Source organism: Pseudomonas sp. TWP3-2, from assembly GCF_049897765.1.
Lineage (GTDB): Bacteria > Pseudomonadota > Gammaproteobacteria > Pseudomonadales > Pseudomonadaceae > Aquipseudomonas.
In genome coordinates this window covers 193975-217796 of sequence record NZ_JAFCWW010000002.1, presented here as the reverse complement: position 1 = coordinate 217796, position 23822 = coordinate 193975, and the positions used below count along the sequence as shown (strand labels likewise).

The 23822-nt window shown below is 56.2% G+C and carries 20 protein-coding genes; all 20 read right to left on the bottom strand.

Features of this window, described 5'->3' with window-relative positions; translation table 11 throughout:
• Position 1: 1 nt before the first annotated feature.
• Positions 2 to 847, bottom strand: coding sequence for a tetratricopeptide repeat protein (locus ACP7EE_RS04090; protein WP_426233675.1), 846 nt, complete (start codon positions 845 to 847; stop codon positions 2 to 4).
• Positions 834 to 1382, bottom strand: a complete 549-nt coding sequence (locus ACP7EE_RS04085) for a hypothetical protein (protein ID WP_426233674.1) — start codon at positions 1380 to 1382, stop codon at positions 834 to 836. The genes ACP7EE_RS04090 and ACP7EE_RS04085 overlap by 14 nt, the downstream gene beginning before the upstream one ends.
• Before the next feature lie 19 nt (positions 1383 to 1401).
• Positions 1402 to 1773, bottom strand: a complete 372-nt coding sequence (locus ACP7EE_RS04080) for a hypothetical protein (RefSeq protein ID WP_426233672.1) — start codon at positions 1771 to 1773, stop codon at positions 1402 to 1404.
• Positions 1774 to 1783: 10 nt separating this feature from the next.
• Positions 1784 to 2284 (bottom strand): hypothetical protein, encoded by a 501-nt coding sequence (locus ACP7EE_RS04075; RefSeq protein WP_426233670.1) that lies wholly within the window; start codon positions 2282 to 2284, stop codon positions 1784 to 1786.
• Positions 2285 to 2321: 37 nt separating this feature from the next.
• Positions 2322 to 3023 (bottom strand): hypothetical protein, encoded by a 702-nt coding sequence (locus ACP7EE_RS04070; RefSeq protein ID WP_426233668.1) that lies wholly within the window; start codon positions 3021 to 3023, stop codon positions 2322 to 2324.
• A gap of 32 nt (positions 3024 to 3055) precedes the next feature.
• Positions 3056 to 3565: a hypothetical protein gene (locus ACP7EE_RS04065; protein WP_426233666.1), complete on the bottom strand. Its 510-nt coding sequence runs from the start codon at positions 3563 to 3565 to the stop codon at positions 3056 to 3058.
• Entirely contained in the window at positions 3562 to 6012 is a 2451-nt protein-coding gene (locus ACP7EE_RS04060; RefSeq protein ID WP_426233664.1) for an alpha/beta hydrolase, read from the bottom strand. The genes ACP7EE_RS04065 and ACP7EE_RS04060 overlap by 4 nt, the downstream gene beginning before the upstream one ends.
• Positions 6013 to 6021: 9 nt before the next feature.
• Positions 6022 to 7464: a TIGR01777 family oxidoreductase gene (locus tag ACP7EE_RS04055; RefSeq protein WP_426233662.1), complete on the bottom strand. Its 1443-nt coding sequence runs from the start codon at positions 7462 to 7464 to the stop codon at positions 6022 to 6024.
• Positions 7457 to 7945, bottom strand: coding sequence for a cell division protein (locus ACP7EE_RS04050; RefSeq protein WP_426233832.1), 489 nt, complete (start codon positions 7943 to 7945; stop codon positions 7457 to 7459). Before ACP7EE_RS04050 ends, ACP7EE_RS04055 begins: the two co-directional genes overlap by 8 nt.
• A gap of 68 nt (positions 7946 to 8013) precedes the next feature.
• The gene (locus ACP7EE_RS04045) at positions 8014 to 9375 is read right to left on the bottom strand and encodes a lysozyme inhibitor LprI family protein (protein ID WP_426233831.1); all 1362 of its coding nucleotides are present in this window, start codon (positions 9373 to 9375) and stop codon (positions 8014 to 8016) included.
• A gap of 11 nt (positions 9376 to 9386) precedes the next feature.
• A complete protein-coding gene (locus tag ACP7EE_RS04040; protein ID WP_426233660.1) occupies positions 9387 to 9848 on the bottom strand; it encodes an XAC2610-related protein in 462 nt (153 codons plus the stop codon).
• 9 nt (positions 9849 to 9857) lie between these two features.
• Positions 9858 to 10283 carry a hypothetical protein gene (locus ACP7EE_RS04035; RefSeq protein ID WP_426233658.1) on the bottom strand — a complete coding sequence of 142 codons (426 nt, stop codon included), beginning with the start codon at positions 10281 to 10283 and terminating at the stop codon, positions 9858 to 9860.
• Positions 10284 to 10357: 74 nt separating this feature from the next.
• Positions 10358 to 10855 (bottom strand): hypothetical protein, encoded by a 498-nt coding sequence (locus ACP7EE_RS04030; RefSeq protein WP_426233656.1) that lies wholly within the window; start codon positions 10853 to 10855, stop codon positions 10358 to 10360.
• Between the two features lie 483 nt (positions 10856 to 11338).
• Positions 11339 to 12244: a tetratricopeptide repeat protein gene (locus ACP7EE_RS04025; RefSeq protein ID WP_426233654.1), complete on the bottom strand. Its 906-nt coding sequence runs from the start codon at positions 12242 to 12244 to the stop codon at positions 11339 to 11341.
• Positions 12234 to 15413: an EF-hand domain-containing protein gene (locus tag ACP7EE_RS04020; RefSeq protein WP_426233652.1), complete on the bottom strand. Its 3180-nt coding sequence runs from the start codon at positions 15411 to 15413 to the stop codon at positions 12234 to 12236. Before ACP7EE_RS04020 ends, ACP7EE_RS04025 begins: the two co-directional genes overlap by 11 nt.
• Before the next feature lie 16 nt (positions 15414 to 15429).
• Positions 15430 to 16449 carry a tetratricopeptide repeat protein gene (locus ACP7EE_RS04015; protein ID WP_426233650.1) on the bottom strand — a complete coding sequence of 340 codons (1020 nt, stop codon included), beginning with the start codon at positions 16447 to 16449 and terminating at the stop codon, positions 15430 to 15432.
• Positions 16450 to 16454: 5 nt separating this feature from the next.
• Positions 16455 to 18503 carry a type VI secretion system tip protein VgrG gene (locus ACP7EE_RS04010; RefSeq protein WP_426233648.1) on the bottom strand — a complete coding sequence of 683 codons (2049 nt, stop codon included), beginning with the start codon at positions 18501 to 18503 and terminating at the stop codon, positions 16455 to 16457.
• A gap of 28 nt (positions 18504 to 18531) precedes the next feature.
• Positions 18532 to 19545: a serine/threonine-protein kinase gene (locus tag ACP7EE_RS04005; protein WP_426233646.1), complete on the bottom strand. Its 1014-nt coding sequence runs from the start codon at positions 19543 to 19545 to the stop codon at positions 18532 to 18534.
• Positions 19542 to 20270: a PP2C family protein-serine/threonine phosphatase gene (locus ACP7EE_RS04000; RefSeq protein ID WP_426233644.1), complete on the bottom strand. Its 729-nt coding sequence runs from the start codon at positions 20268 to 20270 to the stop codon at positions 19542 to 19544. The genes ACP7EE_RS04005 and ACP7EE_RS04000 overlap by 4 nt, the downstream gene beginning before the upstream one ends.
• On the bottom strand, positions 20270 to 23809 hold the full coding sequence (gene tssM, locus ACP7EE_RS03995; RefSeq protein ID WP_426233642.1) for a type VI secretion system membrane subunit TssM: 3540 nt from the start codon (positions 23807 to 23809) through the stop codon (positions 20270 to 20272). The genes ACP7EE_RS04000 and tssM overlap by 1 nt, the downstream gene beginning before the upstream one ends.
• Positions 23810 to 23822: the final 13 nt, after the last annotated feature.

Below are 23822 nucleotides of genomic sequence, written 5' to 3'. Positions count from 1 at the left end.
TTCAATTTTTCATTCCCTGAATGACGGATCGCTCAACTACACGTTGAGGTATTTTTTGTGCCTTGCCGGCCGCAGCCATTGCTTCGCCGTACTCGCGGTAATAACGCTGGGCTTCGTCTTTCCTGTTTAGTCGCCACAGTGAGTCCGCCATGTTCAGCATCAACACCGTGCGTTTACCGACCGCCTCAACGCCGCGATAAAACCTCAGCGCCAGCTCATCTCTACCGCCCTCGGCCAAGTAGAAACCCAGGTCGTTATAGGCCTGAACATTTTGCGCTGGGGGGTGGCATGCCATGTAGGATTCGGGACTCAAGAAGTCCAGGCTCCCTTCGATGGATTGCGCGCGGGACTGCGCCGGTTCGATACTTGAGACCTGTTTCAACAAGTCCTTGGGGGACACCGTCTCCAAGGTGGGAGAGAGCACATCACCGTCTGCGGAAACCCACTGATTACTCACCCACTTACCGACACAAAAATAAGCAGAACGCTCAGCCAGCACACAACCCGTCTCCATCGAAATCACATCGCAATGCTGTTGTGATTGCAGCGTCTCTTTACCGTCCTCCTCCGACAACATGCCGAAGATCACCGGGTCGAGCAGCAAGGTTTTCTTGTCAGGACTGAGCATATCGGAGTGCCCATCGGCGCCAACGTCAGCACTGAAGAGCGGGAAGGTTTTGCCGCTTGCGGTGAACCATGCGGTCGCCGACTCCACACCGGGCATCGTCCATTTTTTCGCTCGAAACGTCACCGTATGTCCGTCGATACCGACTATTGGCGGGTCTGCGGCGAAGGCACTGGCGGCAAACAAACTGACGAACATCAGCGCCCATTTAAGGCTGGCCATACACGATCCTTTTTACTGTCGGGCTTTCCGATTGCAGTTGTCTCTTCGTGACGCCATAAGCCTCGATAAGCCCTTCACGAGAACCTTTCGAACCAAACGACTTATAGCTATTGCTGTAGCTGTAATACTCCAACCGTCCGACCGGTGAGTAATATCCATGCCACTCCGGGCAGGATCCACAACCGCCGTAACCGCCAATGGAAACCAGGCTACCTTTAGCGCCTTGCACACAATCCATCGCCACTACCACGTTACTCAGCATCTTTGCCTTCTTACCGTCGGACGTGAGCTGTGAAACCTTGTCGATGTTGCGCCGCAGCACTTTGCCGCCGATGTTGATGGTCTGATCGGAACAAACCGCGATGAGGTGGGTTTCTGCATCATCCACCGTTACCGATCGGCATGACGACACCAACACCACTTCAACACCAGCGCAGTCCATCACGTCGCGCTGGGTGTAAGCATCCGCCGGCGCAGCGAGCGCCGGCGACGAGAGCAGCCATGCCAGGCTGCCGGCGAAAAAGTACCGATTCATCGTGAAATCCCTGTCGCGGTTAACCGGCCTGTTTTTCCATCAAACACTTTGCGTAGCCATCGGCGAACCTTGCGTCGAAGGACAACACCACCGGTTCATCCAGCTCCGCCGAGGTGTTGAGCAACACGCGCGTGGTCGGGGTGTACTTGATCCAGCCAATTGTGCCGGTGCCGTCGGTGTCGAAGAACAGTTGGGCACGCACCATTTCTCCGTCATCCTCATCAATCAGCAGATTCACCTTGTCCTTGCCGACATACAGAAACGGAAAGTCGCTGCTCCTGACCAGTTCAGTCAGGTAGCCGTAGCAACTCCCTTCATTGGCACTCGCCGGCAGGGCCAAAGGCAAAAGCAGCAGCGCGCTCAGAACGTGCCGAATGAAAAAACCGTTCATCCCATCATCCTTATTCAAGCGGCGGCGATTCCGTGTCGGTCATCGTCAGAAGGCGGAATTCGTTGTTCACAAATTCGTAGGAGCGATACCGGTTGACGCTTTCCAGCGAATTACCCTGAGCGTCTTCTTCGCCGTCGAGGGTGATACCGGTGATGAAGATCAAGCGACTGTCGGGCTGGTAGAGCATGGCGAACGTGCTGCCGTCGTAGGCATTCGGCAGCCCGCCGACCACTTCTCCGGTGCGCGCATCAAGCACTTCGGCGCAGATGGCGCCACCGCCGCAACCGAGCTGGTGCACGATGTAATGGCCGGCGAAGTTAACCTTGCCTTTCAGGGCCTTCGCTCGCGCACTGTCCATCACTGGGCTGCTGTTTTCCTGCGGCACCAGTGCAGGGTGAGTGCCGGTGAAGACCGGGGTGACGGTGTAATCCTTGAAAGCAGGGTCGGTGGCGAAGGCCATGGATGAGACCGCCAGCAGCAAGCTGCCGAGTAGAACCAAAAATCCTTTCACGCTGTAACTCCATCTGTGCGACGTATCGTCGGGATGCTCATTCGAAGGCAATGCTGCGCACGGCTGTCTTGATCTGTTCGAACCCGGCGGCGCTGATCGCCAACGGGGTGGCCGAGCCTGATTCGGCGGCGCCGATCAGCACCTGCTCACCTTGAGTCAGGCAGAAGGCGATACGGCTGAATTGAGGTTGATGCGGGGTGTGATAGCCGATGATGAACCCCGACGACTTCGCCCCCTCCAGTGACTCAAAGGCATAGGTTTGCGGGTCACCGGCCAGTGGTGTTGGTCGCCAGCCATTTTCGGTCAAGCTCGCCGGGCATTTGCGGTCATTGGCCTCACGCAGCAGTTGCAGTTCGATCGTGTCATCTGCTGGCGGCTGGGTCGTCAGGGAGGAAAAGCTGCCGACGCTTTCACACATGATTCCGAACCATGGCTGAGTCAGATTGCCCGACTTTTCAAAATTCCATTCATAACCGCTGGATGTCGGCGCTTGCCACAAGTGTGGTGCGCTGGTGGAATCGGGCAGTTGTAGGGAGGCGATGAATATCAGATCGGGTGCGTTGAATTGCAGCCATTGATCTTGCGCAAGCGTCATCGAAAAACGGCAGGGGGTCATGTCGACCGAGGCTTTCGTGGCCCCTTGGGCAACCGGCCGCTGGCCCGTTGAGTTGCCGACCACCACGGTGTTTGCAGCGACGGCCTGGACTGCTGGCATGAGCACGAGAGCGCTGATCAACACTCCACACAGGCATCGAGACTTCTTAGAGCCCATTACTCAGACTGCCCTTCGTAACGCTGTGTTTGCGGATTGAATTGCCAAAGATGTGGCCGGGTCATGCCCTCCTCACCTTTGTAACGAATCCGTCCGCTCTTGTCCCTGATGTAGGAGTAGATTTCGATATCCCTGAATTCACCTCCACCTTTGGGCGGACCGTCCAAAACTTTGACCCCGGCGAAGTAATCGCCGCCCGAATATTTCAAGTAACCGCGGCACTGGATCAGGAAGGCGAATGTGCTATCCATTGATGAGCCAATGCCGACGCGGGAATTGAAGATGAAGTCTTCGATACCATCGTCATTTAGATCGCCGCGAAAAACCACGTGGCCCGGATCGATAGAAAATTCTTTTCCATCGAAACTGGAAAGTATGTCTTCCGGCTGTTCACTGCGCTCCGACCATTGCGATAAGAAATATTTGGAGTCAGTTTCCTGATTGCAGACACCTGCCGCCATAACCGCTATCGGCAACCAGCTCACACATAACAACAGCAGTCGTTTCACTTCATATCCTTCGAATTCAAAAGCTCCAACTCACCATCCCGATACACCACCTCACACCCCACCCAAGCCGGATCAACCTGCGGCATCACCGCCGAAGGCTTGCGCAGTTCGCGCAACAACGTCGATCCATGAGACAAGCGCCCACCCATCCGCGCAATCACCGCTCGAGCGGCTTGATAGTGCGCATGCCGCCCCGGGTCGAGGGTGTCTTCGAGCAAGATGTCAGCGCCAAGAACGCCCCGCACTTGCCCCGGATAAATCATGAACCCGGCAGCTTGTTCGGTGCCTTCGCGGCCGTCCTGCCAGAAGCTGCCGTCGCGGCTGCGAATGTCCGGGTGCGGGGCGAACCAGTTTTCGCGATCGGCCAGCGGCATGGCGTGATGCAGGCGGAAGAAGATGCGCATCAGGTTGTCGCGGTACCACTCGCGCACTTGCAGGTAGTAACCGCGCAGGCCCGGCAGGCCGGATGCGTTGGCGAGGCGGATCACTACCGACCATTGCGGAAATGCCTGGAGCGGCAGCTCGGTCGGGGCTGGGCGCAGGGTCGCCGGATCGGTCTCCCACGGCAGGCGATGCGGACTGTTTTCCAGGTTGTCGTATGCGGTCGGCGGACGCCCCAGCCATGCGCCGCCGCTGCTGGCCAGCGCCGTGGCGATGCACAGATTGCCCTGCACCACGAACACGTAAAACCGGGTGAACCAGTCCGCCAGTTGCTGACCGTCGGCACCCTCGGTGACGAGGTCGGACAGCTCTTGATCGAAGCGTTGCAAGCCGCGTTCAAGGGTCAGCAAATGGCCACGGGCGATGCGCTGCATGCGCAGGAACAGCGGCAGCGAACGCAGAATCCGCAGCGGTTGCCACGCTAGATGCGGCGTCGCGCCGCCGACTTCACCGGCATAGTTACTGGCGCTGATGCCCCAGTCAGCCAGCCGTGCGAGAAACAGATCATTGTTGATGTAGGACGCGCCGCCGAACACCGCGGTGAACGGCTCGTTGTCCTGCAACACCCGCGCATCCCAACGCGCCATGATCGCCGGAATGCTCGCGGCAGCGCGGCGCTGGGCGTACTCCACCAGCACGCTGGGTTGCGGCGGCAGGATCTCGGCGATGTTGGCGGCGGTGAGGTGGCGGCGCCAGCCGTAATCGCTGATCGGCCGGTATTGCAGCAGCCAAAGTTGCGTGCCGTCCCAGGCCCATTCGACATCGCCGGGCACGTAGTGAAATACGCGCAACACGTCCTGTAAAAAGCGCCACAACAGGTCTTCGGTCAAACCGTGTTTTGCGACAAACGAGGCGCTGCGCCAGGCATCACCGAGCCGCGACAGGGTCGCCCGCTCGGGACTGACCTGACCATCGGCCAACGACTCCAGATGCCCTTCAACCCACTCCAGCTCAACCGACAGATGCCGCACAAACGCAATGCCGGAAACCTGCGGCGTGATGAAGCGCTGCACCACCACTTCCTCGACGCCTTCGGCTGTCAGCTCGGCGATGCGCGCCGGCACGTTGGCGGTCGGCTCGCGCAGATAGGTCGTGCTCAAACCGGCATTCGCCGAGTCGGCCTGATCTTCGCCGTAGCTGGAGGAGCGCACGGCCCAAGTCGCGTCGGGCTGACCGGCGAGAAACGCGGGCAAGCGTGGATCGTCGCAATCGTTGAGCGACAACGCCGCCGGGACCGGCTGCCCGGCCAGCTCGGCCAGACGCAAGCGCCCGCCCTTGGTATGCGCGACGAACCCGCGCTCGCCGGACTCCAGCCACGCGGCAAATTCGGCCGGCGCGTCGATCCACGGGTAATGTCCCCAGCCGGGTTCGAGGCTGATGGTCAGATCAGCGCGAGCCAGAATCGCCGACCACGCCGCCGCTTGCTCGATGCCGAGCACGGCGTCCTGATCACCCCAGACCAGTTCCACCGGATCAGTAATCCACTCCAGAAGTGGCAGCGCGGTGTCGGCACGCACCAAGTCCCAGTGCGGCACAAACGCGCGGCAGCGGGCATAGCCGGCGCCCATGCGTTGGTACTGCGCGGGGGTCCAGGTCTGGTTGGAAAACTTGCGCGCGAACAGCGTCGGTTTGTTCGAGAGCAGCCAGTGAATGGTTTTGCGAATCGGCAATGGCGACATCAGCGCCGGCAGCCGTCGTTGCCACAAAAACGCCCCGACTGGCGCCAGTAGTACGCTGCGGGAAAAGTGTCCCGGCTGCCGTTGCAATGCATGCAATACCAGCAAGGCGTTGACCCCGACCGCCATGATCGCGCTGCCCTTTTGCGTCATCGCCAGCAAGGTCTGCGCGTAATCCGCAAGATCCTCACAGGGTGGCTGCGGATTGGCGCCGAAGCCCGGCAGCTCCAGCGGCACCACGTCGTAACGCTGAAAACGCGGCAGCGCGTCATCCCACCAATCGGCAGCGCTGCCGTTGCCCGCCAGCAGGTACATCAGCGGCTTGCTCATGGGCGATCCTCAGGCCAGATCGCGCAGGGCGGCGTCGAGGGTCGGATAGCGGAACGAGTAGCCCGCTTCGCTCAAACGCTGCGGCAGTACACGCTGACCGTCGAAAAAAAGCTGAGCCATTTCCCCTGCCAACGCGCGCACTGGCGCGGCGGGAATGTGGAACCACACCGGGCGCTTGAGGACCTTGCCGGCCTGTTCGGCGAACGCCGCCTGACTGACCGTATCCGGCGCCACCAGGTTGTAAGTGCCGCTCAGACTTTGATCGTCGAACGCGCGAGCGACCACCCGGATCACATCGTCGCGATGCACCCAACTCATGATCTGTTGGCCATCACCCATGCGCCCGCCGAAGCCCAGGCGGAACGGAATCAGCAACGGCAGCAACGCACCGCCCGGCCCGAACACCACGCCAAGGCGCATCACCACTTGGCGCACGCCAAACTCAGTGGCCGGTCGCGCGGCGGCTTCCCATTGCGCGCAGAGCTCGGCCATGAAGCCGTCGCCCTTGCTCGATGTTTCATCGAGATGTTCGCTGGCATCGCGCACGCCGTAGTAACCAATGGCCGATGCCTGAATCCACAGCGCTGGTTTGTGCGTGGCGTTTTTCAGCCAGCTCAGCAGCGCTTCGGTGGTGTTGACGCGACTGGCGAGCAGTTGCGCCTGACGCTTGGTGCTCCAGCGCGGCCCGGCCACTGGCGCACCGGCGAGGTTGATCACCACATCGAAGGTTTCGTGGTAACCGAGTTTGCTCAGCGAGCGCACGCAACGCGCGCGACCGTCGAACAGGTACGCGGCTTTCAACGGATCACGCGCCAGCACGCTGACGGTGTGGCCAGCGTCGAGCAATTGATTGACCAGCGCTTCGCCGATAAACCCGGTGCCGCCCGTCACCAGCACGCGCATGTAGGCGCCGCCGGCAAACGGATTCGACGGCTTGCCCGCGCGCTGCATGCGCAACGCCGCCAGCCCATCGCGAATCCCCGAAGCGGTCACGCCAATCGCAAACAGCGTCAGCAACCAGCCACGCCAGCCGAAATCCACCGTGCCCAAACCAGTCGGCAAACTCGCCCACTGCGCCAGTTGCACGCCGTACAACGCAAAAAACGCCCCGCCATTCACCGCCAGCACCGTGTGCATGATGCGCTCGATGGCCGGCAGCTTGCGGCTGCGATCCTCGACCACGAAATCCCACAACGTCAGGCCGATCTCCAGCGCAAACAGCAACGCAATCACAATCGCCCACGTGCCGTGAAACGCCAGATGCGCCATGCCCAAAAACAGCACGCCGTAGAAACACGAGCGCATCGCGTGGATCGACAACTCCAGCCGCGCGCTATGGCGATACGGCAACGCCACCGTCAATTCGTGGTGATATAGCGTGTCGAGCGCACCCAGACACGCTTGGGCAATCAGCAACGCGACCGCCCAATCCAGCAGCGAAAAATCAGGCATGGTTCGGCTCACTCAATGCGGTAACGGAAAGGGATTTTTTGCGGTCATGACGCAACAACCAAAACAGCGGCGGCAACAAAACCAGCAGCGCAAAACAGTCGAACCACAGATGCGACCACACCTGTTTTTGCGCGGAGAGCAACATATCCTGCGGCGCCCACAGCACGATGCCGGCGATCAACCAACCCCAAGCCATCGAAGCCTTCAAGCGATTGCCGATGTGCACCAGCGCGAGCATGTACAGCGAATAACTTTGCAACGTCGCACCGAACAAACCGAGCCACCAGACCTGCTGCTCACGCGCAGCCACGGGCACTGCATCAGCGGCCCAGAAAGCCTGCTCGATCGTTTGCAAATAGCCGTCGAACAACCCGGAATGACCGGCCCAGGTCAGCGCGAAACTGACGAGCAAATGCACTAGCGCAACGGCGTATAGCCACAGCACCAACGCGCGGCGAAGGGATAGAGAAGGGACTGGCATTCCGTGTCCTGAGAGCATTCCTTTGGGGGTGGGGAGTTTAAAGGAAAATGGCCACGGATCGTGGGTTGTCAGAAGCAATAACTGGCTTTCAGTTCGTTGGCGGAATCCTGTTTCAGATGCTCCAGCATCCTGATCGCACCTTCATCGCCCTGCGCAACTGCCATTTGGTAACAGGCCAGGGCACGAGCCATGTCCTTGGTCTTCATTTCACCGCGCTCGAAGGCTGAACCCAAAAAGGATAAAGCTACGGGACTGCCCGTTTTTGCGGCATGAATCAGCGTCTCCTCGGCAAGTGCGGGATGTTTGCAGGGACCGGTGGATGTCAGTTCGTTGCCGTCGCAATAAAATTGCGAAAGCCCCATCGCGCCAAGCGGCAAAGTGGTCGCGGCAGCTTTGAACAATGACTCAAGCGTATCCGTCGGCACCTGTGGCGCCATGCCCGAGAGGCTCAGAATGGCCGCTTTATAACTGGCTAGTGGATCGCCGGAACGGGCGGCACACAACAGGTTTTCCAGCGTCGCTTCATACAGCTCAACGGTGAGCGGTTGATCTTCCGGAGCACCCAATGCTTCGAACGCCTCAGCGCGTTGGTAACAGAAGTTCTCCTCCTTGCTCATCTTGGGCTTGCTCGCAACGACCAGTTCTTTAGCGCTGATAGACCAATCTTCAACACCCTCAAGCACCCAGCAAGCCTGCCGGGAAAAGTTGAAGACTTTCATGTTGCTCCAACCCGCACGCTTGTCCACAACGATGGAGTGACTATCGTCGACCTCTTGAATCTTGACTCCGACAATCTTGCGAGACGGGATAGGCGCCATCAACGGATAGCTCAACTCGGCACCCTTCACACCTGTGACGATCGGTTCAAAACGCCCTGCCTCGGCTGCCGGCTTCAACACCAGCGACTTGACCGTCATCGCCGTAAGTCGACGCTGGGATTGGCTATCGGCAGAAAACGCTTCAAGGAACGTCATGAAGTCTTCGGACGGACACGCGGCGCTTTTATCGGATGACTGCTGAAGCTGTTCAGGAGAGATCTTGTCGAGATACGTCGAGCGCTTGCGGCTCATTCTGGCGATGCACGAATTAACAGCGAATACGTGCGCCGGCATCCCGCTCTCGATCTCGAACGCCTCCAAAGGGCAATTCGCATCGCGCAACTTGAGCCATGCACGCTGCGACTCTTTAACCTTTGCCGCGTACTCCTTACCCAACGCCGGATCTGCTCGATAGTCAGACTCAAGCCGCGACATCAACCGCTTGTAGCTGACATTCAACTGCGCATCAGCAGCCTTCTTCGCCGCCTCAGAACAGGGGACCATTTCCAGACTTGAGCCGACCTTGCTGCAGTCGTCCTGCGCATAGACCGCCGAAACCGGAAGCAACAGCGCGACCACCAGGGTAAAAATAAAACGTTTCACTGTGTTCATCCTTGAAAAATTCAGGTTTTGCGTCGGGTAAATCGGGTGATGCATTGATCTGGTCCGTTCATGCCCCAGTAAGTGCTTAGCAACACTTTGCGTTTTTTGTCGACGCGGAGATTGACGAAACCATCACCGCAATCCGGCTGCAACTCCTTGAAGACGCCGGTCTGGGGTTGGTAAACGAAAACCCTGTAGTAGTCGTAAGTGCCCATGCCGTCATCAAGCTGCCAAACCGAGAAATCCTTGGCGCCGTCGAAATTGAAATCATCGACCTGCACGTGGAGTGCGTTTTCAGCTTCAAACTCGATTGTTCGCGACTCGCTGTGCATTTCGCTTTTAACCGCGACGTTCAGTATCGAGCCTTCGAGAACCAGCGTCGCCTCGACGCCTTTGGTTGGAATGAACGTGACGGTTTCGGCCAATGCCGGGATCGTCCACATCAAGCCGATCAGTGAAACCGCTAGAGTTTTAAATTGCATGTGCTCGCCCTACTCCCACTTGCATCCGGACTCTAGAGAAGAGTCGACGCTGGTACTGATCCAGAAACCATATTCTTTGCCGTTGGACTTCTTCGTGTAAGTCATCGAGACGATCTGCGAGCCTTGAGTCACCCGTTCGTAGGTTCCCGTGACCTTGCCGGAGATGACCTCGGACCAGGTCATGGTGTGTTGCCAAGGGGCATCCGGGTCGAGAACCTCGTTTTGGGAATCCGTCAGCACAATGGAAATAGGTTCGTTGGATTTGGCGTACTTCACAAAGCCGCCCGACCATTTGCTGGATTCGTCGTAGTACGTCCGCAGTTCGAACTTTACGGGACTGTCTTGAGAAACCTCGAAGCAGAGTGATTCAGTGGTGACTGCGCTGTGGGCCATCAGAGGGAAAAGACCAACCAGAAAAAGTGGTGCTTTTTTCATGTTAAATTCTTATGAAATAGATAATCGGCGGATGGAATAAAGTAGAAGATAAAATTCACCCCCCCTAAATGCGCTTAAAAATCTTTACTCATATCCGCGCATTCATTCACGGCCGCCAAAATTTTCCGTTCGCCTTCGTTTAAAACACATATCGGACTATCAAAGCTTCCCAGCATCTCCTCACAAGCGCTGTCACCTTCAACTTTATATACGCATTGCTTACCGGCAATAATAAGTTCTTTACGCGGGACCATAGTCACCACTTCACCACGATCTATACGATAAATTCTTTCGTAAATTGAGTTGCCAGACTGTTGAATGTCTTTGTAACTCCCATCTTCCAAGTCGGAAACACCGGCGGGTATCGATCCAATATATTGAGCTAGCCCACCATAGGCTGGCGCAGCAAAAATCATGATCTGCGCGTTAAGCCCCATTTCATCACTGGTTGGATAAGAGAATATAAGGTAGTTGCTCGCCCTATCTGACGCTTCTCGAAAGACATAATCTGACCGACATCCGCGCTCAGAGTTTTCAAGGAAAAATTCCACACTTTCGGAAGTGAGAGTCAAGCGGGATGCTGATTCGGCCCCTTGATCTACATTCTTGCAGAGTAGCTTATGATCTATTGGAGTAGACCACGCAACACTGCTATAGATAAACAAGGAGAGAGGCATAAATCGCATCAAAACAAAGACCTTATACAAGAAATGTGGCAAGAAACTGGGGGCAGGCTTATTTGTCTTCTCGGCAGAATTAAAATTGTGAAACTCATAAAATCTCCCGCTTCTAATCTACTTTCCCGATATTATCCAGCAAGCCATTGAGCTACCCTTGCAGGCACTGCCGTACAACGAACAGAACAGATCTATTTGCGCCACCCAACCAATCTCAACAAATAAATCTGCCCCCCCCTTTGCGGTCCAAAAACAGGGCAGCTCTATTTAAGTCCTACGGAGCTAAAGCCGCCAACCAAAAACAATTCAGCCCCTTTCGATCAACTTCTTAATCCCTACTAGTGCAAATCGCACGTATTTCAACCAGACACTTCCACGCTAAAAATCAATTCGCTCAACAACACGACCGGGGATTTTATCTCGCTTACCTAAATCAATCATAAGCACGCTGTATTTTTTATAGTTTTCGGAAGCCTTTGCCTTTTCTCCAACCGACCAATAAGAATCCGCCATATTCAAATAAGCGACAACACGGTCAGGATTATTTGATATGACCTTCTTCAGCAACCATATAGAGTCTTCAGCAAAGCCTGCCTGCTGCCAATAATAGGCAATATCATTATAAATCTGCTGATCAGACTTAGAGTATCCGTATACTGAAATATACTTTTCTAAAAAATCGCGCTTTGGAAAACTTTGAAAGCGAAATTTGTCGTTGTATATTCTGGCAGTGGCATCTCTAAATTCAATTAGAGATTGAGTTTTCGTAGCTTTCGCTATTTTTTTAGCCAAGCGGAGCTTATTAGTACATTCAGACGTAGAGCAAACTTCGGACGGCAGTTCATCAGTAATTTCATAGCAATATGGATTGCTAGAGCCGTTCTCACTTGGAACCTTCTGTAAAACGACGAGCTGATCTTCCTTGATTTCCGACACACGGCAATAAGGGACCAATCCAAAAACATCTGCAACGCCACTTTTGCTTCTTGAAAGACCAACTGAGCTTTCAATTTTACTGGCTTCCACAAATCTAACAGGCGAGCCACCGAACCCATCTACGAGCCAAATCTTATTCTCTTGAGAAGTACAATCACACTCACAAGAAAAAATATATTGTCGAGAGCGAATATCCCACTTTATTTTAGAGATATCTCCCGACTCACAGAAATTTTCAACACTTGGAATCGTACATATATTACTATCAACATCGCACACCATATCTTTCGCTGCAACGGAAAAGGCTGGCATCAACAAAAATAAAAACAAAACACTCTTAAAGTTCACAGACATCTCCCTCTATGACCAGCCCAAAATTCACATTTGATCGATGCTTTGTAATGCCATCTATCGTGGCCGTATACATCTGCCCTTGAATGATCCCCATACGTCGACTGAACGCATCAGATCGCCAATTCACTATCGCCTTTTCCGCACGTTTTCTACATACAAATATAAGTAAGTCTTTCTGAGTTGAAATTTGAGCAGAAGGGAATTCAGTTCGGATCAGCTGCTCCGCTTTAACTAATCCCTCCTGCTGTACACACAAATCGAACAGTGCGCAGTATGTTCGCAACTGAACTGTCTTCATCAAATGAGGAGCCAATTCCCTCATAAGATCCAAGCATGAGTTTATCTTCTGATTGTAATGGGCAGCAAACTCCAATTGGATTGCCTTAAATTCTTCAACCTCTCCAATCTTCTTGAACGAACTTTTCCAGTTGGGATTACTCGCTGCAACAGCATCCGCCCAATCCAACTGAGACTGGATGTTTCCAGTAGTAATGGCGTTCAGCATTACTTGGAAATTCATATTCCCATCGAAACAATTATCAAATTTTATTTGGTTTTTCGACCTCATTGCTAGCAATAGTGGCCCGAGAGTTCCAGACCCAAAGTTCCACTGAATAATACCAAAAGACACCCCTGCTCCATCAAAGTTACCTGCGACCGCCTGATAATCCAACGAAGTGGCCGTCGAACCCTCATATGCAGACGTGATCAATAACGCGATTTCTTGTGCCTTTTCTAGAGGAATGCATGTGCGTGAAAGAAAATTATTTATAAAGCCAATCGGATGAAAATGCCAGATCAACTCTGAACTGATCGCCGCCGCCCCAAGCTCGTCCCAAAAAACATACTTGCTAATACGCTCTTTCTCATGATCTAGTGTTTTTGGACGCTCTTCCAAAATCTTGTCCAGCTTACTCCACTTAACATTATCCGAAGTATGCTTCCACTCCGTCGGATGATGAGCAATAAGCTTTGTCCATTTCTCACGCGTAGATGCGTTTTTAAGCGCTTCCGTGAGTTCTCCTGGATCAACTTCTCCATCATGGTTTTTATCGATCTTAATAAATAGTTGCTTAAAAAACTCCGGCATATCATCTGGATCCAAAAAACCATCTGCCATAGCGTTGTTTTCTTCGACAATTTGAAAACCCAATTTCTTCCAGTCGTGTTGGGATATGATTTCCGCTCCCGTTTTTTTCACCAATCCAGTGACCGCTTGCTCCTCATCAACCAACTTCACTTCATACCAATCTTCGCCACCCTCCTTCACAATCGATACTTTGTTTAATTCAATTGCGTGCTCATTCTTGAGTGGCTCACTAGTACCCGTACCTGGTAGCTTATTTTTGAGCTTTGTGTCGATTGGCAAATATAGATATTGCTTGCCTGTTTTCAGGCCTGCAATATTATCCAGAAAATCTTTCACCTCGGCTTCAGCAGTAAATATTTCCACATGAACTTGAAACTTACTATCAGTCTCTCCCGTTTCATCAACAAGGTTTTCAATCGCCCCTAAATAACCAATTGGGTCTCCTGCTTTAATACGGACGTTAGTTGTTACAACTTCAAATTCGGATGGAGTGATTGACTCCCATTGTACATACTGGCTTTCAGGGTCGCTCTCGATAACAGCCCAAAAATTTTCTGGCACACTTCCATCACCAGTCCAAATACTAGCTTCTACCGGAGTGCACGGCGCCATACTTCGTAGTTTATTGTCGACAACCAAACTAACTATATTTTTACTCTCAAACTCAATAGTGCTGCCGACCGTTATCTCCCGATTACTTTCAATCCGGGCACCCGCAGGCTTCCCATCCTCAGGATTAACGGGCGTTCCGTACATAGCTAAACGCTGAGTCGTTTTAGCCTTTACCTTGCCTTGCCAATAGTTTGGCCTAGCACGTTCAGGTATCGCATCTGCTACCCAAATTGCCTTATGGCTAGAGTTTTGATATGGCTCACCGTTCTTTAAGTATGCAAACCAAACCTCTTGCCCTGCTTCACGAACAGTGGCTGATCCATGCTTTACACTACCAGAAAGTATTTTTCCTTTAGCATAGGTAACATTTTCAACCACTCGCTTTTCCAGCACCTCAAGCTTAGTGTTTTTTGCCAACTTGCCCGGTGATGGAAAGTTATTCGAAGCGGGAAATTCATCGTATGCTTTGAAATCCTTAACCGTCATCGTCACTATCGGCTTCGGTTTTTCATTCTCAGCTAATGGATAGTGTTTATACGGCAAAAGGTGCATATAAAGGCTATAAAAACACAGCTTGTTTTGCTTCCCTTTGTTTGGCCCCTCTTCCGGATTTGGCACAGACTTGTATTCATGCCGCACCAAGCAGAAGGAACTGGAGTAATCCAGTTTTTTCGCCGTTTCCCCTGCACCGAATGTCGACTTTAAATAATCTTCGTTGAGGCGGTAAGCCACGACCTCTCCGTCAGCCATACAACGTATCGGTTCGTTCAATACGCATTGCGGAGCACTAGCATTGCTGATGTGAATGCCGCCGTGCCAAAACTTGTTGCTGCCCAGCAGGTAGTGGCCGGCAGTTTCTGCCTCGAGGGCTTTATAAATCTCCTCCGCATCAGCGAACTGCTTGCCGTCAGCTTTTCTGAACGGATATTGAAAGGTCATCAAAGGCGCAGGACCTGCCGGGGGAGGTGCTGCCGCGGGCGCTGGGGCTGGGGCTGGGGTGGCACCTGTCCGATACTCCTCCTTCGCCCTCAGAAACTTAGTTGGAACTGGCCAGTAGTATGCAGGCGGGTTACGTCCAAAGAATGCTTCCGAAGGTCCGTTGGTGGTCTGAGCACCAAATATTTTTCCTGCTCCCGTCTCTGCGTTGTACTCCATGACAATGCCGGTATGAAACAGACGGCGACTGCCTCCTGTTAGAGGAAGGATGTCAATCCACAGAGCAATATCCCCTTTCTTGACCTCTGCCGGCGGCACCACCGTATAAAAACGAGAGGAGGCATTCATAGCTCTCGTCTCCTCATACTCAATCTGGTAGCCCGCGCCAGTGAGCAGAAGGTTCACCATATGGGAACAATCGATCAGTTTTTTCCCTGCGGCGTTGGTTTGAGTGCCATTGCCCCCCATCAGATAGACGTAATCACCGCCGGTGTACTGGTTTCTTAAATCGAGTGGTTCGGTCATTTGTGCATCCTGCAAATTAATAGCAATAGCTGGTCTTGGTAGAAGCAGCGACTTGCGCGTTTAAACGTTTCAGATTTCCGGCAGCGGTGTCGTTACCCTTGTCAGCTGCGAGGCGATAGCAGGCAAGCGCTCTGGACATATCTTTGGTAACGAGCCTCCCTTCTTCAAACGAGTAACCCAAGTAATTCATCGCATCGACCGAACCCATGGATGCGGCGCGAATGAGCTCTTTTTCGGCTTGCTCTGGATGTTTGCAAGGCCCTTCGGGTACAGGGTTGTTTCCATAGCAATAGAAAGTCGAAAGAGAAGCTGCACCATCGGCAAGCGTTGTTGCGGCGGCCTTGAAAAGCGCCTCGACTTTTTCCGTTTCCAACTGTGGTGCCATGCCGGAAAGACTCAGTCCCGCAGCACTTAAACTTGCTTGTGGGTCTCCAGAAGCAGCAGCGCACACATAGTTTTCCAGCGCGGCCACAAACAGTTCGCCGGTCAGCCGATACTGCTCCAGCCCACCTAGCCCAGCGAAGGCTTGCGCGCGCTGATAACAAAAATTCTCGGCCGTATTCATGGTCGTGGTACTTGCCACAACGAGATTTTTCTCACTAATCGACCAGTCCTCAACTCCCTCTAGAACCCAACACGCCTGGCGAGAAAAGTTGAATATTTTGATGTTGCTGTTACCTGCACGCTTATCCACAACATTGAAATGACTGTCGTCAACCGCTTCGACTTCGACACCTTCGGTCTTTTCTGTGGCTACGGGTGCCATCAGTGGAAATGCCAACGTCGAGCTTTTAACCCCCGTCGTTTGCGGATCAAAATTTCCGCTCTCCCCAGTAGGTTTCAACACCAGCGACTTCACCGTCATCGCAGTCAACCGCTGCTGAGTTTCAGCATTCGCAGAGAACGCCGGCAGGAACTGGGAAAAGTCCTCAGACGGACACTCCTCCGCATAAGCGCTGCCATGAAACAGGCTCAACAGCGACGCGGTGAAAGCCGCTACGGCGAAGCCATTCCTCTTCTTCAAAAAACCATTCATGTCGATCACTCAGAAAACACAAAAAAAGCCTTCGGTTTAACCTTCTCAGGCGGAGCATTCAACAACGCCTGATCCATCAAACTCCCCGCCTTATCCTTATCCGCCGCCCCCGGCAGCACCGGCGGTTTAATCCCGATCCCCGTCCCCGACCCAGCCGAGCCACCCGCATTAATCTTCACCACCGGCCCAACAACCGTCACGCCGCCGCCATCCAGCTTGATAAAGCTCCCGCCACCCAAGATCGTCAGCTCAGTCCCAGCCTCAATAACGATCTTGTCCCCAGCCTTGAGGTGGATCTCTTTCCCCACGCTGGTGAGTTGCGCAGTCCCCAGCTTCACATGCTGGTTCTGCCCAACCGTGAGGTGGTCATCCGAGCGTGCTTCGATCTTGCGGTCGGAAATCGTGGTGCGGTGTTCTTCAGCTTTGAGTTCGGTGTAAGTGTTCTTGATCACCGTGTCGTGGCGTTCGTTACCGACGCGGATTTTCTGATCGTGTTCAATGTTTTCGTCCCAGTCGCGCTGGGCGTGGATGTAGATTTGTTCGGCGCCTTTTTTGTCTTCGATGCGCAGTTCGTTGTAGCCGCCGCCACCCGGTGAGCTGAGGGTTTTGAACACGCTGCGGGTTTTGTTCGCTGGCAGGGCGTAGGGCACCGGGTTTTCTTTGTGGTAGAGGCAGCCGGTGACCAGTGGTTGGTCGGGGTCGCCTTCGAGGAAGGTGACGAGGACTTCCATGCCGATGCGCGGGATGCTGATGGCGCCGTAGCGGTCGCCGGCCCAGGAGCTGGAGACGCGTAGCCAGCAGCTGGTTTTGTCGTCGGCCAGGCCTTCGCGGTCCCAGTGGAACTGGACTTTGATGCGGCCGTATTGGTCGCAGTGGATTTCTTCGCCTTTGGGGCCGGTGACGTGGGCAGTCTGGCTGCCGAGCACGCGCGGTTTGGTGTGTTCCAGCGCCGGGCGGTAGAACACGTCCCACGGGGTGGCGAGGAAGGTGTTGCGGTAGCCCTGGTGGAAGTCGTCTTTATTGTCGGTGGTGTCGCTGGTCACCGATTCTTCGAGGACTTGCGGTTGTTTGCCTTCGTGGAAGATTTCGGTGAGCAGCCACAGGTCGTTCCACTCGCTGCGCGGGTGGTCGGACAGTTCCATGAAGTGGCCGCTGACCAGTCTGGTCTGGTCGCCGCGACCTTCGGCCTGGCGGTAGTCAGCGCGATGGCGTTCGAGGGCGCGCTGGCTGAGGAACTTGCCACGCGCGCGGTCGATGAAGCGACCGGGGTAGTCGTAGTCTTCCAGATCCGGTTCGGTGCTTTCGCTGTCGGGCGCGGTTTCTGGTTTGTAGGCCGCTTCCATTTTCAGGCGCGGTTTTTCGAAGTCGTAGTCGCGGCGGGTGATACGGCCGGTGCGCGTTTCCAGGCGCAGTTTGAAGCTCTTGATCACCGGTTCGTCGGCGACCATGCCACTGCCTTGCACGTAAGCAGTCGGCTGGCCAAGTTTCTGGAACACGGTCTGGTCGTCGCCGAATACCAGCAGATGACCTTTGTCGCTGTGCTGGAAGTGGTAGTGAATACCCTCTTCTTCGCACAGGCGCTGGACGAAATGCAGGTCGGTTTCGTCGTACTGCACGCAGTAGTCGCGATCCGGGCACGGCTGACTCAACTGGAAGCTGTAGGCGTTGCCCTTGATCCCGTGTTCGTCGAGGATCAGCGCGATGATTTTCGGCGCCGACATCTGCTGATAGATGCGCTGGTTGGTGCGGTGATGCAGGTATTGCAGTTGCGGCACCAGCGAGACTTTGTAACGGGTCAGGCGCTTGCCGGCATCACCTTGAGCGACGCGATAGATCTGGCCATGGATGCCCGATCCTTGTGGATCGAGGGCGAGGAACGCCTGCTTGTGCAGGAGTTTTTCCAGGTCCAGATCGGGGTTTTCGCTGACCAGTTCGAGGTCGAAGCGATACGGCTGGCTGATGCCCTCGGTGCCGGTAAACGACAGGACTTGCAGGTCGCCCACGTAGTCTTCGACCTTAAGGCTGAAGTGCGTTTCGTTAGCGGGGTTGAACATAAAGTGCTCCCTGTTCGAATGTCATCCGTTACGCCCGCAGTCGCAGACGTTGCAGCCAGGACGAAGTGGCGCCCAAGGCGTCACGCAATTGGTCGGCAGTGATGGTGCGTTCTGCCGGATCAAAAGCCAGCGCAGTACGCAGCGCTGGCCAACAGTGTTTCGGTAAATGCTGCGGTGCTTGCAGCTCGCGCTCCAGGTGCTCGTCGCGGGCCTGGGTCGAGGGCAAGCGGCGGAACGGGTGTTTGCCGCCCGCCAGCTCAAAGATCACGCAGGCCACGCCGTACACGTCTGCGCTGGCCGACAACGGTTGGCCCTCAAGCAGTTCGGGCGCGGCGTAGCCCGGCGTCCAGGCGTTGAAGCGCTCGCGACTCAGGTGCGGCAGGCCGGGCAGGATGCCCTCCTCGGCTTGCCCGAGACCGAAGTCGAACAGGCGCACGCCGTCTTCGCTGAGCATGACGTTGCTCGGTTTCATGTCGCCGTGCAACACGCCGCGACGGTGGGCGTAAGCCAGCGCGTCGAGCAGCGGCAGCACGATGTCGCGCAGTTCTTTCCACGGCAGGCCGAGGGGCCGCTCGCAGAGCAATTTGTCCAGGGTCAGGCCACGCATGAGTTCCATGGTGATGAAGGCCCGCTGGCAATCGGTGTCCACTTCGAACGTGTGCGGTCGCAGCACGTTGTCGTGGCGCAGGCGTCGGGTCAGGGCGAACTCGCTGTAGAGCAAGGCACTGGCGTCCGGCGACTCGGCAAATTCTTCGCTGAGAATTTTCAGCGCAATGTAAGGATCGGGATCGCCGAACTGTTCGTGCAGCAGATCCCGCGCCCGGTAAACGGCACCCATGCCACCGGCCCCGAGCAGACGCTCGAGGTGGTAGCGGCCTGCCAGAACATCCGGCAGTTCGCCGACGCTGGCCCGAGTGGGCGCCAGCGCGGGTTCGGCGTTGTGCTGCATTTTGTTGATAGGCGCAAAAGCGAAATAGGTCAGGTTGTTGGCCTGCTCTTCGCTCATCAGCAAGTCATCGACTGAGGATTCGATTTCAGTCATTGGCGGATCACCACGGCAGTCAGGTTGTCGCGCGCGGCGCCACGCAGGGCGCCGTCGAACAGACGTTCCAGCGCCACATGCGGCGCAGTCAGGCTGAGGGCGTTGCCGAGGGCGTCGCTGCTCAGGCCTTGATACAAGCCATCGCTGCACAGCAAAAACACATCGCCCGGATACACCTCTAGCTCCAGCACATCCAGGGTCAGTTGTTCCGCCGCGCCGACGGCCCGGGTCAATGCCTGGGCCGCCGGGTGCGCAGCAGCCTGTTCGACGCTCATCTGTTGCTCGTCGATCAGTTGCTGCTGCAGCGAATGATCCTTGGACAGCTGATACAAACGCTGACCGCGCCACATATAACAACGGCTATCGCCAGCCCAGATACAGGCCGCGCGATTGCCGTCCACCAGCAGCGCCACGACGGTGCTGCCCATGATGCTGTCGTGACGCCCGGCAGTGACCGTCAACTCCTGACCCAAACGCCGGTTCAGCCAGTGCAGGCACTGGCGGATGGCTTTGAGGCGTTCGTCGAAATCCTCGTGCTGCGGCAATTCGGCCAGGCTGGCGACGATCAACTGGCTGGCGATGTCGCCACCCTGATGTCCGCCCATGCCGTCCGCGACCACCCACAGCCCATGCTGCGGGGTGTCGAGGAAGGCATCTTCGTTGCGCGCCCGCACCTTGCCCAGGTCGGTTCGCGCCGCGCTGCGCCAAGGGCTGGCCACCAGCATCAGAGCTGCACCGGCATACGGAAGGTGCGCAGCACGCCGAGGTCGAACGGGTTCGGCGAGCGTTGGCTGGTCAGCAGGTAGTTGGCGCGCAGGCCACCTACATCGGCTTTCAGCACCAGCACGTCGCGCCCGGTCAGGTACTCGGTCTGCATCAGGTCGAACAGACGGAACAGCGACCACGGGCCGGAGTTCTTCTCGATGCCGATCGGGCGCCCGGCCATTTTGTCCATCACCAGACTGGTGCGACCGTCTTCAGCATCGGTCGGCCATTTGAAGGTCATCGGCAAAATCGGACCGTGGCGATATTCCATGGTCTTGTCGCCGAACTTGAACTCGGAACGGCTGACCGCCGGATCGAGGGTGTATGGCTCCAGTTTGAACTGCACGGTCGGCTCGGCCGGGTTGATCGAGAAGAAGCTCTGACGAATGGTCTGCGCCGCGGCCATCTGGTCGAGGTACAGCTTGGACACCGGCAGGCTGTGGCCATCGACGCTGCGCATCCGGTAGTTGCCCGGATCACCGCTGACGAACGGACGCATGTAGCTGTCGAAGAAGCGGTCGACGATGCCTTGAGCCTTGAAGAACTCGCGGAAATCGCTGATCGCCACATCGCTGGTGCTCGACGCGCTGAACGGATAACGCTTGCTGATGGTTTTGCCATACACGCTGTACAGCTCGTTCTGATAACGGCCGTTCAGGTATTGGTAAGCATCGTTGAGCACCAGACGCCACGAGTCTTCGGCCAGCACGTTGAACCACACACTCAGCGGACGCGGCAGACGACCAGAAGCATTACGCAGGTTGGTCAAGGCATCACGCTGGCCGCTCATGCGGGTCTTGGCCAGTTCGAACGCGGCTTGCTCCGGCGAACTGGAGCGCGCGAGGCTGGCCAGTTGCAGTTGCAGGTCGTTGAGCGCACTCAGCGCCGGCGTCAGGTCAGCGGCCGGGCCGTTGTTCTCATCGAGCAGACGATGCAGCGGTTCGAAGCGCCGTTGCAGGGATTTCTTGGCGGTGTCCGGCAGGTTTTTCGCCACGTTCAGGGCCGAAGCCTTGTCCGCGACGGCCGACGCCAGTTTGCCCGCCTTACCCAATTTGCCCTTCTGACCCGCCAGTGCATCAGCGGCATCACCCGCTTCTTCAACCGGATCTGCAGCAGCTTCGAAGCGGGTGTTTTCACGCACTTCAGTCAGCAACGCCAGTACCGGTGAGTTGGCCGAAGTCAGGCCCGCCAGTTGCTCGGCGCCCTCACCCGCATCGTTGATCGGCGGCAATGCCACCTGGCCAACGGCCTCGCTCCAGAAGTTGGCGTAATCGCGGAAGTACAGTTGCTCCAGCTCGACCATCAGGCGACGCAAGTCCATGTCGCTGATACCAGCGCCTTCACCGAGCACCCAGTTGTCTCGCAGGATGTCGGTAACCAGCGCCGAACCCTGTACCGAGAAATACTGCTGATAACCCTGCTGGGTATAGAAGCCCGGAATCACGTAATCGGTGCCGACAAACAGCGAACCCTGCGGGCCGAGGTGTTGGCTGAAACGGTATTCCGGCAGGTTGCGCGCCTGCTCGCGGAGCATGCGGTAAACCACGGTCGCCAGCGATTCGGCACGCAGAACCTGACGCGCCTGAGCCACCAGTTGATCGTTGAGCGGGTAGATAAACGGCTGCTGCAGCAAACGCTCGAGATGCGTGTTCAAACCGTTCTGCACCGCAGTGTTGCCGGTGTAGCGCTGCGACCAGTCAGTAGCGATCCAGTCCTTGAGCCACGCGGCGTCGCGACGATCCTTCATGTTCAGCATCAGGTAGGCGCGCAGGCTGTTGATCAGCCGGTCACGATCCTTCATGTTGGCGCGGATCTGCCCTTCGAGCTGAGTGGCAACCCGTGGCAGCAGTTGCTGTTCGAGCTCGTGCTCGTAAGCCACTTTGACCACTGGATTGACGTCTTCGCCCTGATACAGACCGCCACGTTCGTGGTACGAAACGTCGCCTTTTTTCGGGAATACCTGAGTCGCGGCGTAGCTGGTATCGAGGGTTTTCAGCACGCCCATCGCGTCATCACGCGGGGTCAGTGCCGAACGCTGCTGACCCCAGTTCTGTGCGAGGTTGCGCAGGTTTTCCAGACGCTCGTAGTTGGCCGAGAAACCACCCGCCCAGAGCATGCCGAACAGTGCCAGCGCCGCCAGTGCGCCGACGTACAACGCACGCTGGCCCCAATGAATGCGGCTGCGCTCGCGTTTGTCCAGACCGGCCAGATCGGCTTCCGGGAAAATCATCCGGCTGAGCAAATGATGGATGAAGCGCGAACGACCGCTGCGCAACGTCGGCAGCACGCCGGCGTTCATGCCCAGATTGGCGCCGATGCCGGCGGTGGTCGCGTCCATTTCCTGGGTCAGGTGCGGTGCGCTGGTCAGGTAGAAACCGCGCAATTGCGTGGCACGCTGATAGCGGTTGCCGGTAAACGCCATGTCGACGAACAGGCACAGGCGCTCGCCGATCTGCCCCAGTTGATGCGGGAAGTCGAGAATGCGGCCACGGCGCTGAGTGTCGCGCTCGGAGTGCATGCGCATGATCACTTGGCTGTTCAGACGACGCAGCAGCTCTTCGAACTCGCCGCGCAGCACCGCCACATCGGTGCCGACCTGATCCTTGCGGAAACTGGTACCCAGCACCTGATCGCTTTCTTCGCGGGTCAGTTGATCGAAGAACTCGTCGAAGCCCAGCAGCTTGTCAGCCTTGCTCAGCACCAGATACACCGGCACATCGACGTGCAGTTTCTGATGCACGTCTTGCAGACGCGCACGCACCTGGCGCGCCAGGGTGTCGATGTCTTGCTCACTGCCGCCGAGCAGCGCTTCCACCGGAATGGTCACCAGCACGCCGTTCAACGGACGGCCGCGACGACGCTTGCGCAACAGCTCGAGCAAGGTGCTCCAGGCGCTGCCGTCAACTTCGGCATCCGGCTGGGTCAGGTAGCGCCCGGCGGTATCGATCAGCACACCGTGGTCGGCGAAGTACCAGTCGCAATGACGGGTGCCGAGGGTGTCACGGGTCAGCTTGCGGTCGATCTTGTTGATCGGGAATTCCAGACCGGAAAAGTCCAGCAGACTGGTCTTGCCGCTGGTTTGCGGACCGATCAGCAAGTACCACGGCAAGTCACTGCGCCAGCGCTCGCTGCGCCCGCGATACAGGCTCGAGGTCTTGAGGGTTTTCAGGGCGTCCTTGAAACGCGCCTTCAGCTCTTTCTGCTCTTCGTCGATCATTTCTTCGCGACGAATGCGGTCCTGGCCATCTTCGGTTGCTTCGACGGCTTTCTTGCGCACACCGGCGCGCCAGCTGACGAAGACCATGGTCAGGCCCCAGATCAGGAACAGCACGCTGATGGTCAAAAGACGCGAGGTCGCACCTTCCCAGAACTTGTAGTCATTCACCGCCAACAGCGGGCCGACAAACCACACCAGCAGCGCCACGAACAGCACCAGCAGCAAGGTCCAGACCCAGGTCTGGCGCAGGAAGGCGCCGACTTTCTTGAAAAACTTTTTCATCACACGTCCCTGT

What these genes read in the sequence shown, in the direction of transcription:
- ACP7EE_RS04000 (WP_426233644.1), bottom strand. Translation starts at nt 20,270, where the DNA reads ATGCTGGTGGCCAGCCCTTGGCGCAGCGCGGCGCGAACCGACCTGGGC.
- ACP7EE_RS04085 (WP_426233674.1), bottom strand. Translation starts at nt 1,382, where the DNA reads ATGAATCGGTACTTTTTCGCCGGCAGCCTGGCATGGCTGCTCTCGTCG.
- ACP7EE_RS04010 (WP_426233648.1), bottom strand. Translation starts at nt 18,503, where the DNA reads ATGTTCAACCCCGCTAACGAAACGCACTTCAGCCTTAAGGTCGAAGAC.
- ACP7EE_RS04060 (WP_426233664.1), bottom strand. Translation starts at nt 6,012, where the DNA reads ATGAGCAAGCCGCTGATGTACCTGCTGGCGGGCAACGGCAGCGCTGCC.
- ACP7EE_RS04015 (WP_426233650.1), bottom strand. Translation starts at nt 16,449, where the DNA reads ATGAATGGTTTTTTGAAGAAGAGGAATGGCTTCGCCGTAGCGGCTTTC.
- ACP7EE_RS04055 (WP_426233662.1), bottom strand. Translation starts at nt 7,464, where the DNA reads ATGCCTGATTTTTCGCTGCTGGATTGGGCGGTCGCGTTGCTGATTGCC.
- ACP7EE_RS04090 (WP_426233675.1), bottom strand. Translation starts at nt 847, where the DNA reads ATGGCCAGCCTTAAATGGGCGCTGATGTTCGTCAGTTTGTTTGCCGCC.
- ACP7EE_RS04005 (WP_426233646.1), bottom strand. Translation starts at nt 19,545, where the DNA reads ATGACTGAAATCGAATCCTCAGTCGATGACTTGCTGATGAGCGAAGAG.
- ACP7EE_RS04040 (WP_426233660.1), bottom strand. Translation starts at nt 9,848, where the DNA reads ATGCAATTTAAAACTCTAGCGGTTTCACTGATCGGCTTGATGTGGACG.
- ACP7EE_RS04045 (WP_426233831.1), bottom strand. Translation starts at nt 9,375, where the DNA reads ATGAACACAGTGAAACGTTTTATTTTTACCCTGGTGGTCGCGCTGTTG.
- tssM (WP_426233642.1), bottom strand. Translation starts at nt 23,809, where the DNA reads ATGAAAAAGTTTTTCAAGAAAGTCGGCGCCTTCCTGCGCCAGACCTGG.
- ACP7EE_RS04020 (WP_426233652.1), bottom strand. Translation starts at nt 15,413, where the DNA reads ATGACCGAACCACTCGATTTAAGAAACCAGTACACCGGCGGTGATTAC.
- ACP7EE_RS04080 (WP_426233672.1), bottom strand. Translation starts at nt 1,773, where the DNA reads ATGAACGGTTTTTTCATTCGGCACGTTCTGAGCGCGCTGCTGCTTTTG.
- ACP7EE_RS04050 (WP_426233832.1), bottom strand. Translation starts at nt 7,945, where the DNA reads ATGCCAGTCCCTTCTCTATCCCTTCGCCGCGCGTTGGTGCTGTGGCTA.
- ACP7EE_RS04035 (WP_426233658.1), bottom strand. Translation starts at nt 10,283, where the DNA reads ATGAAAAAAGCACCACTTTTTCTGGTTGGTCTTTTCCCTCTGATGGCC.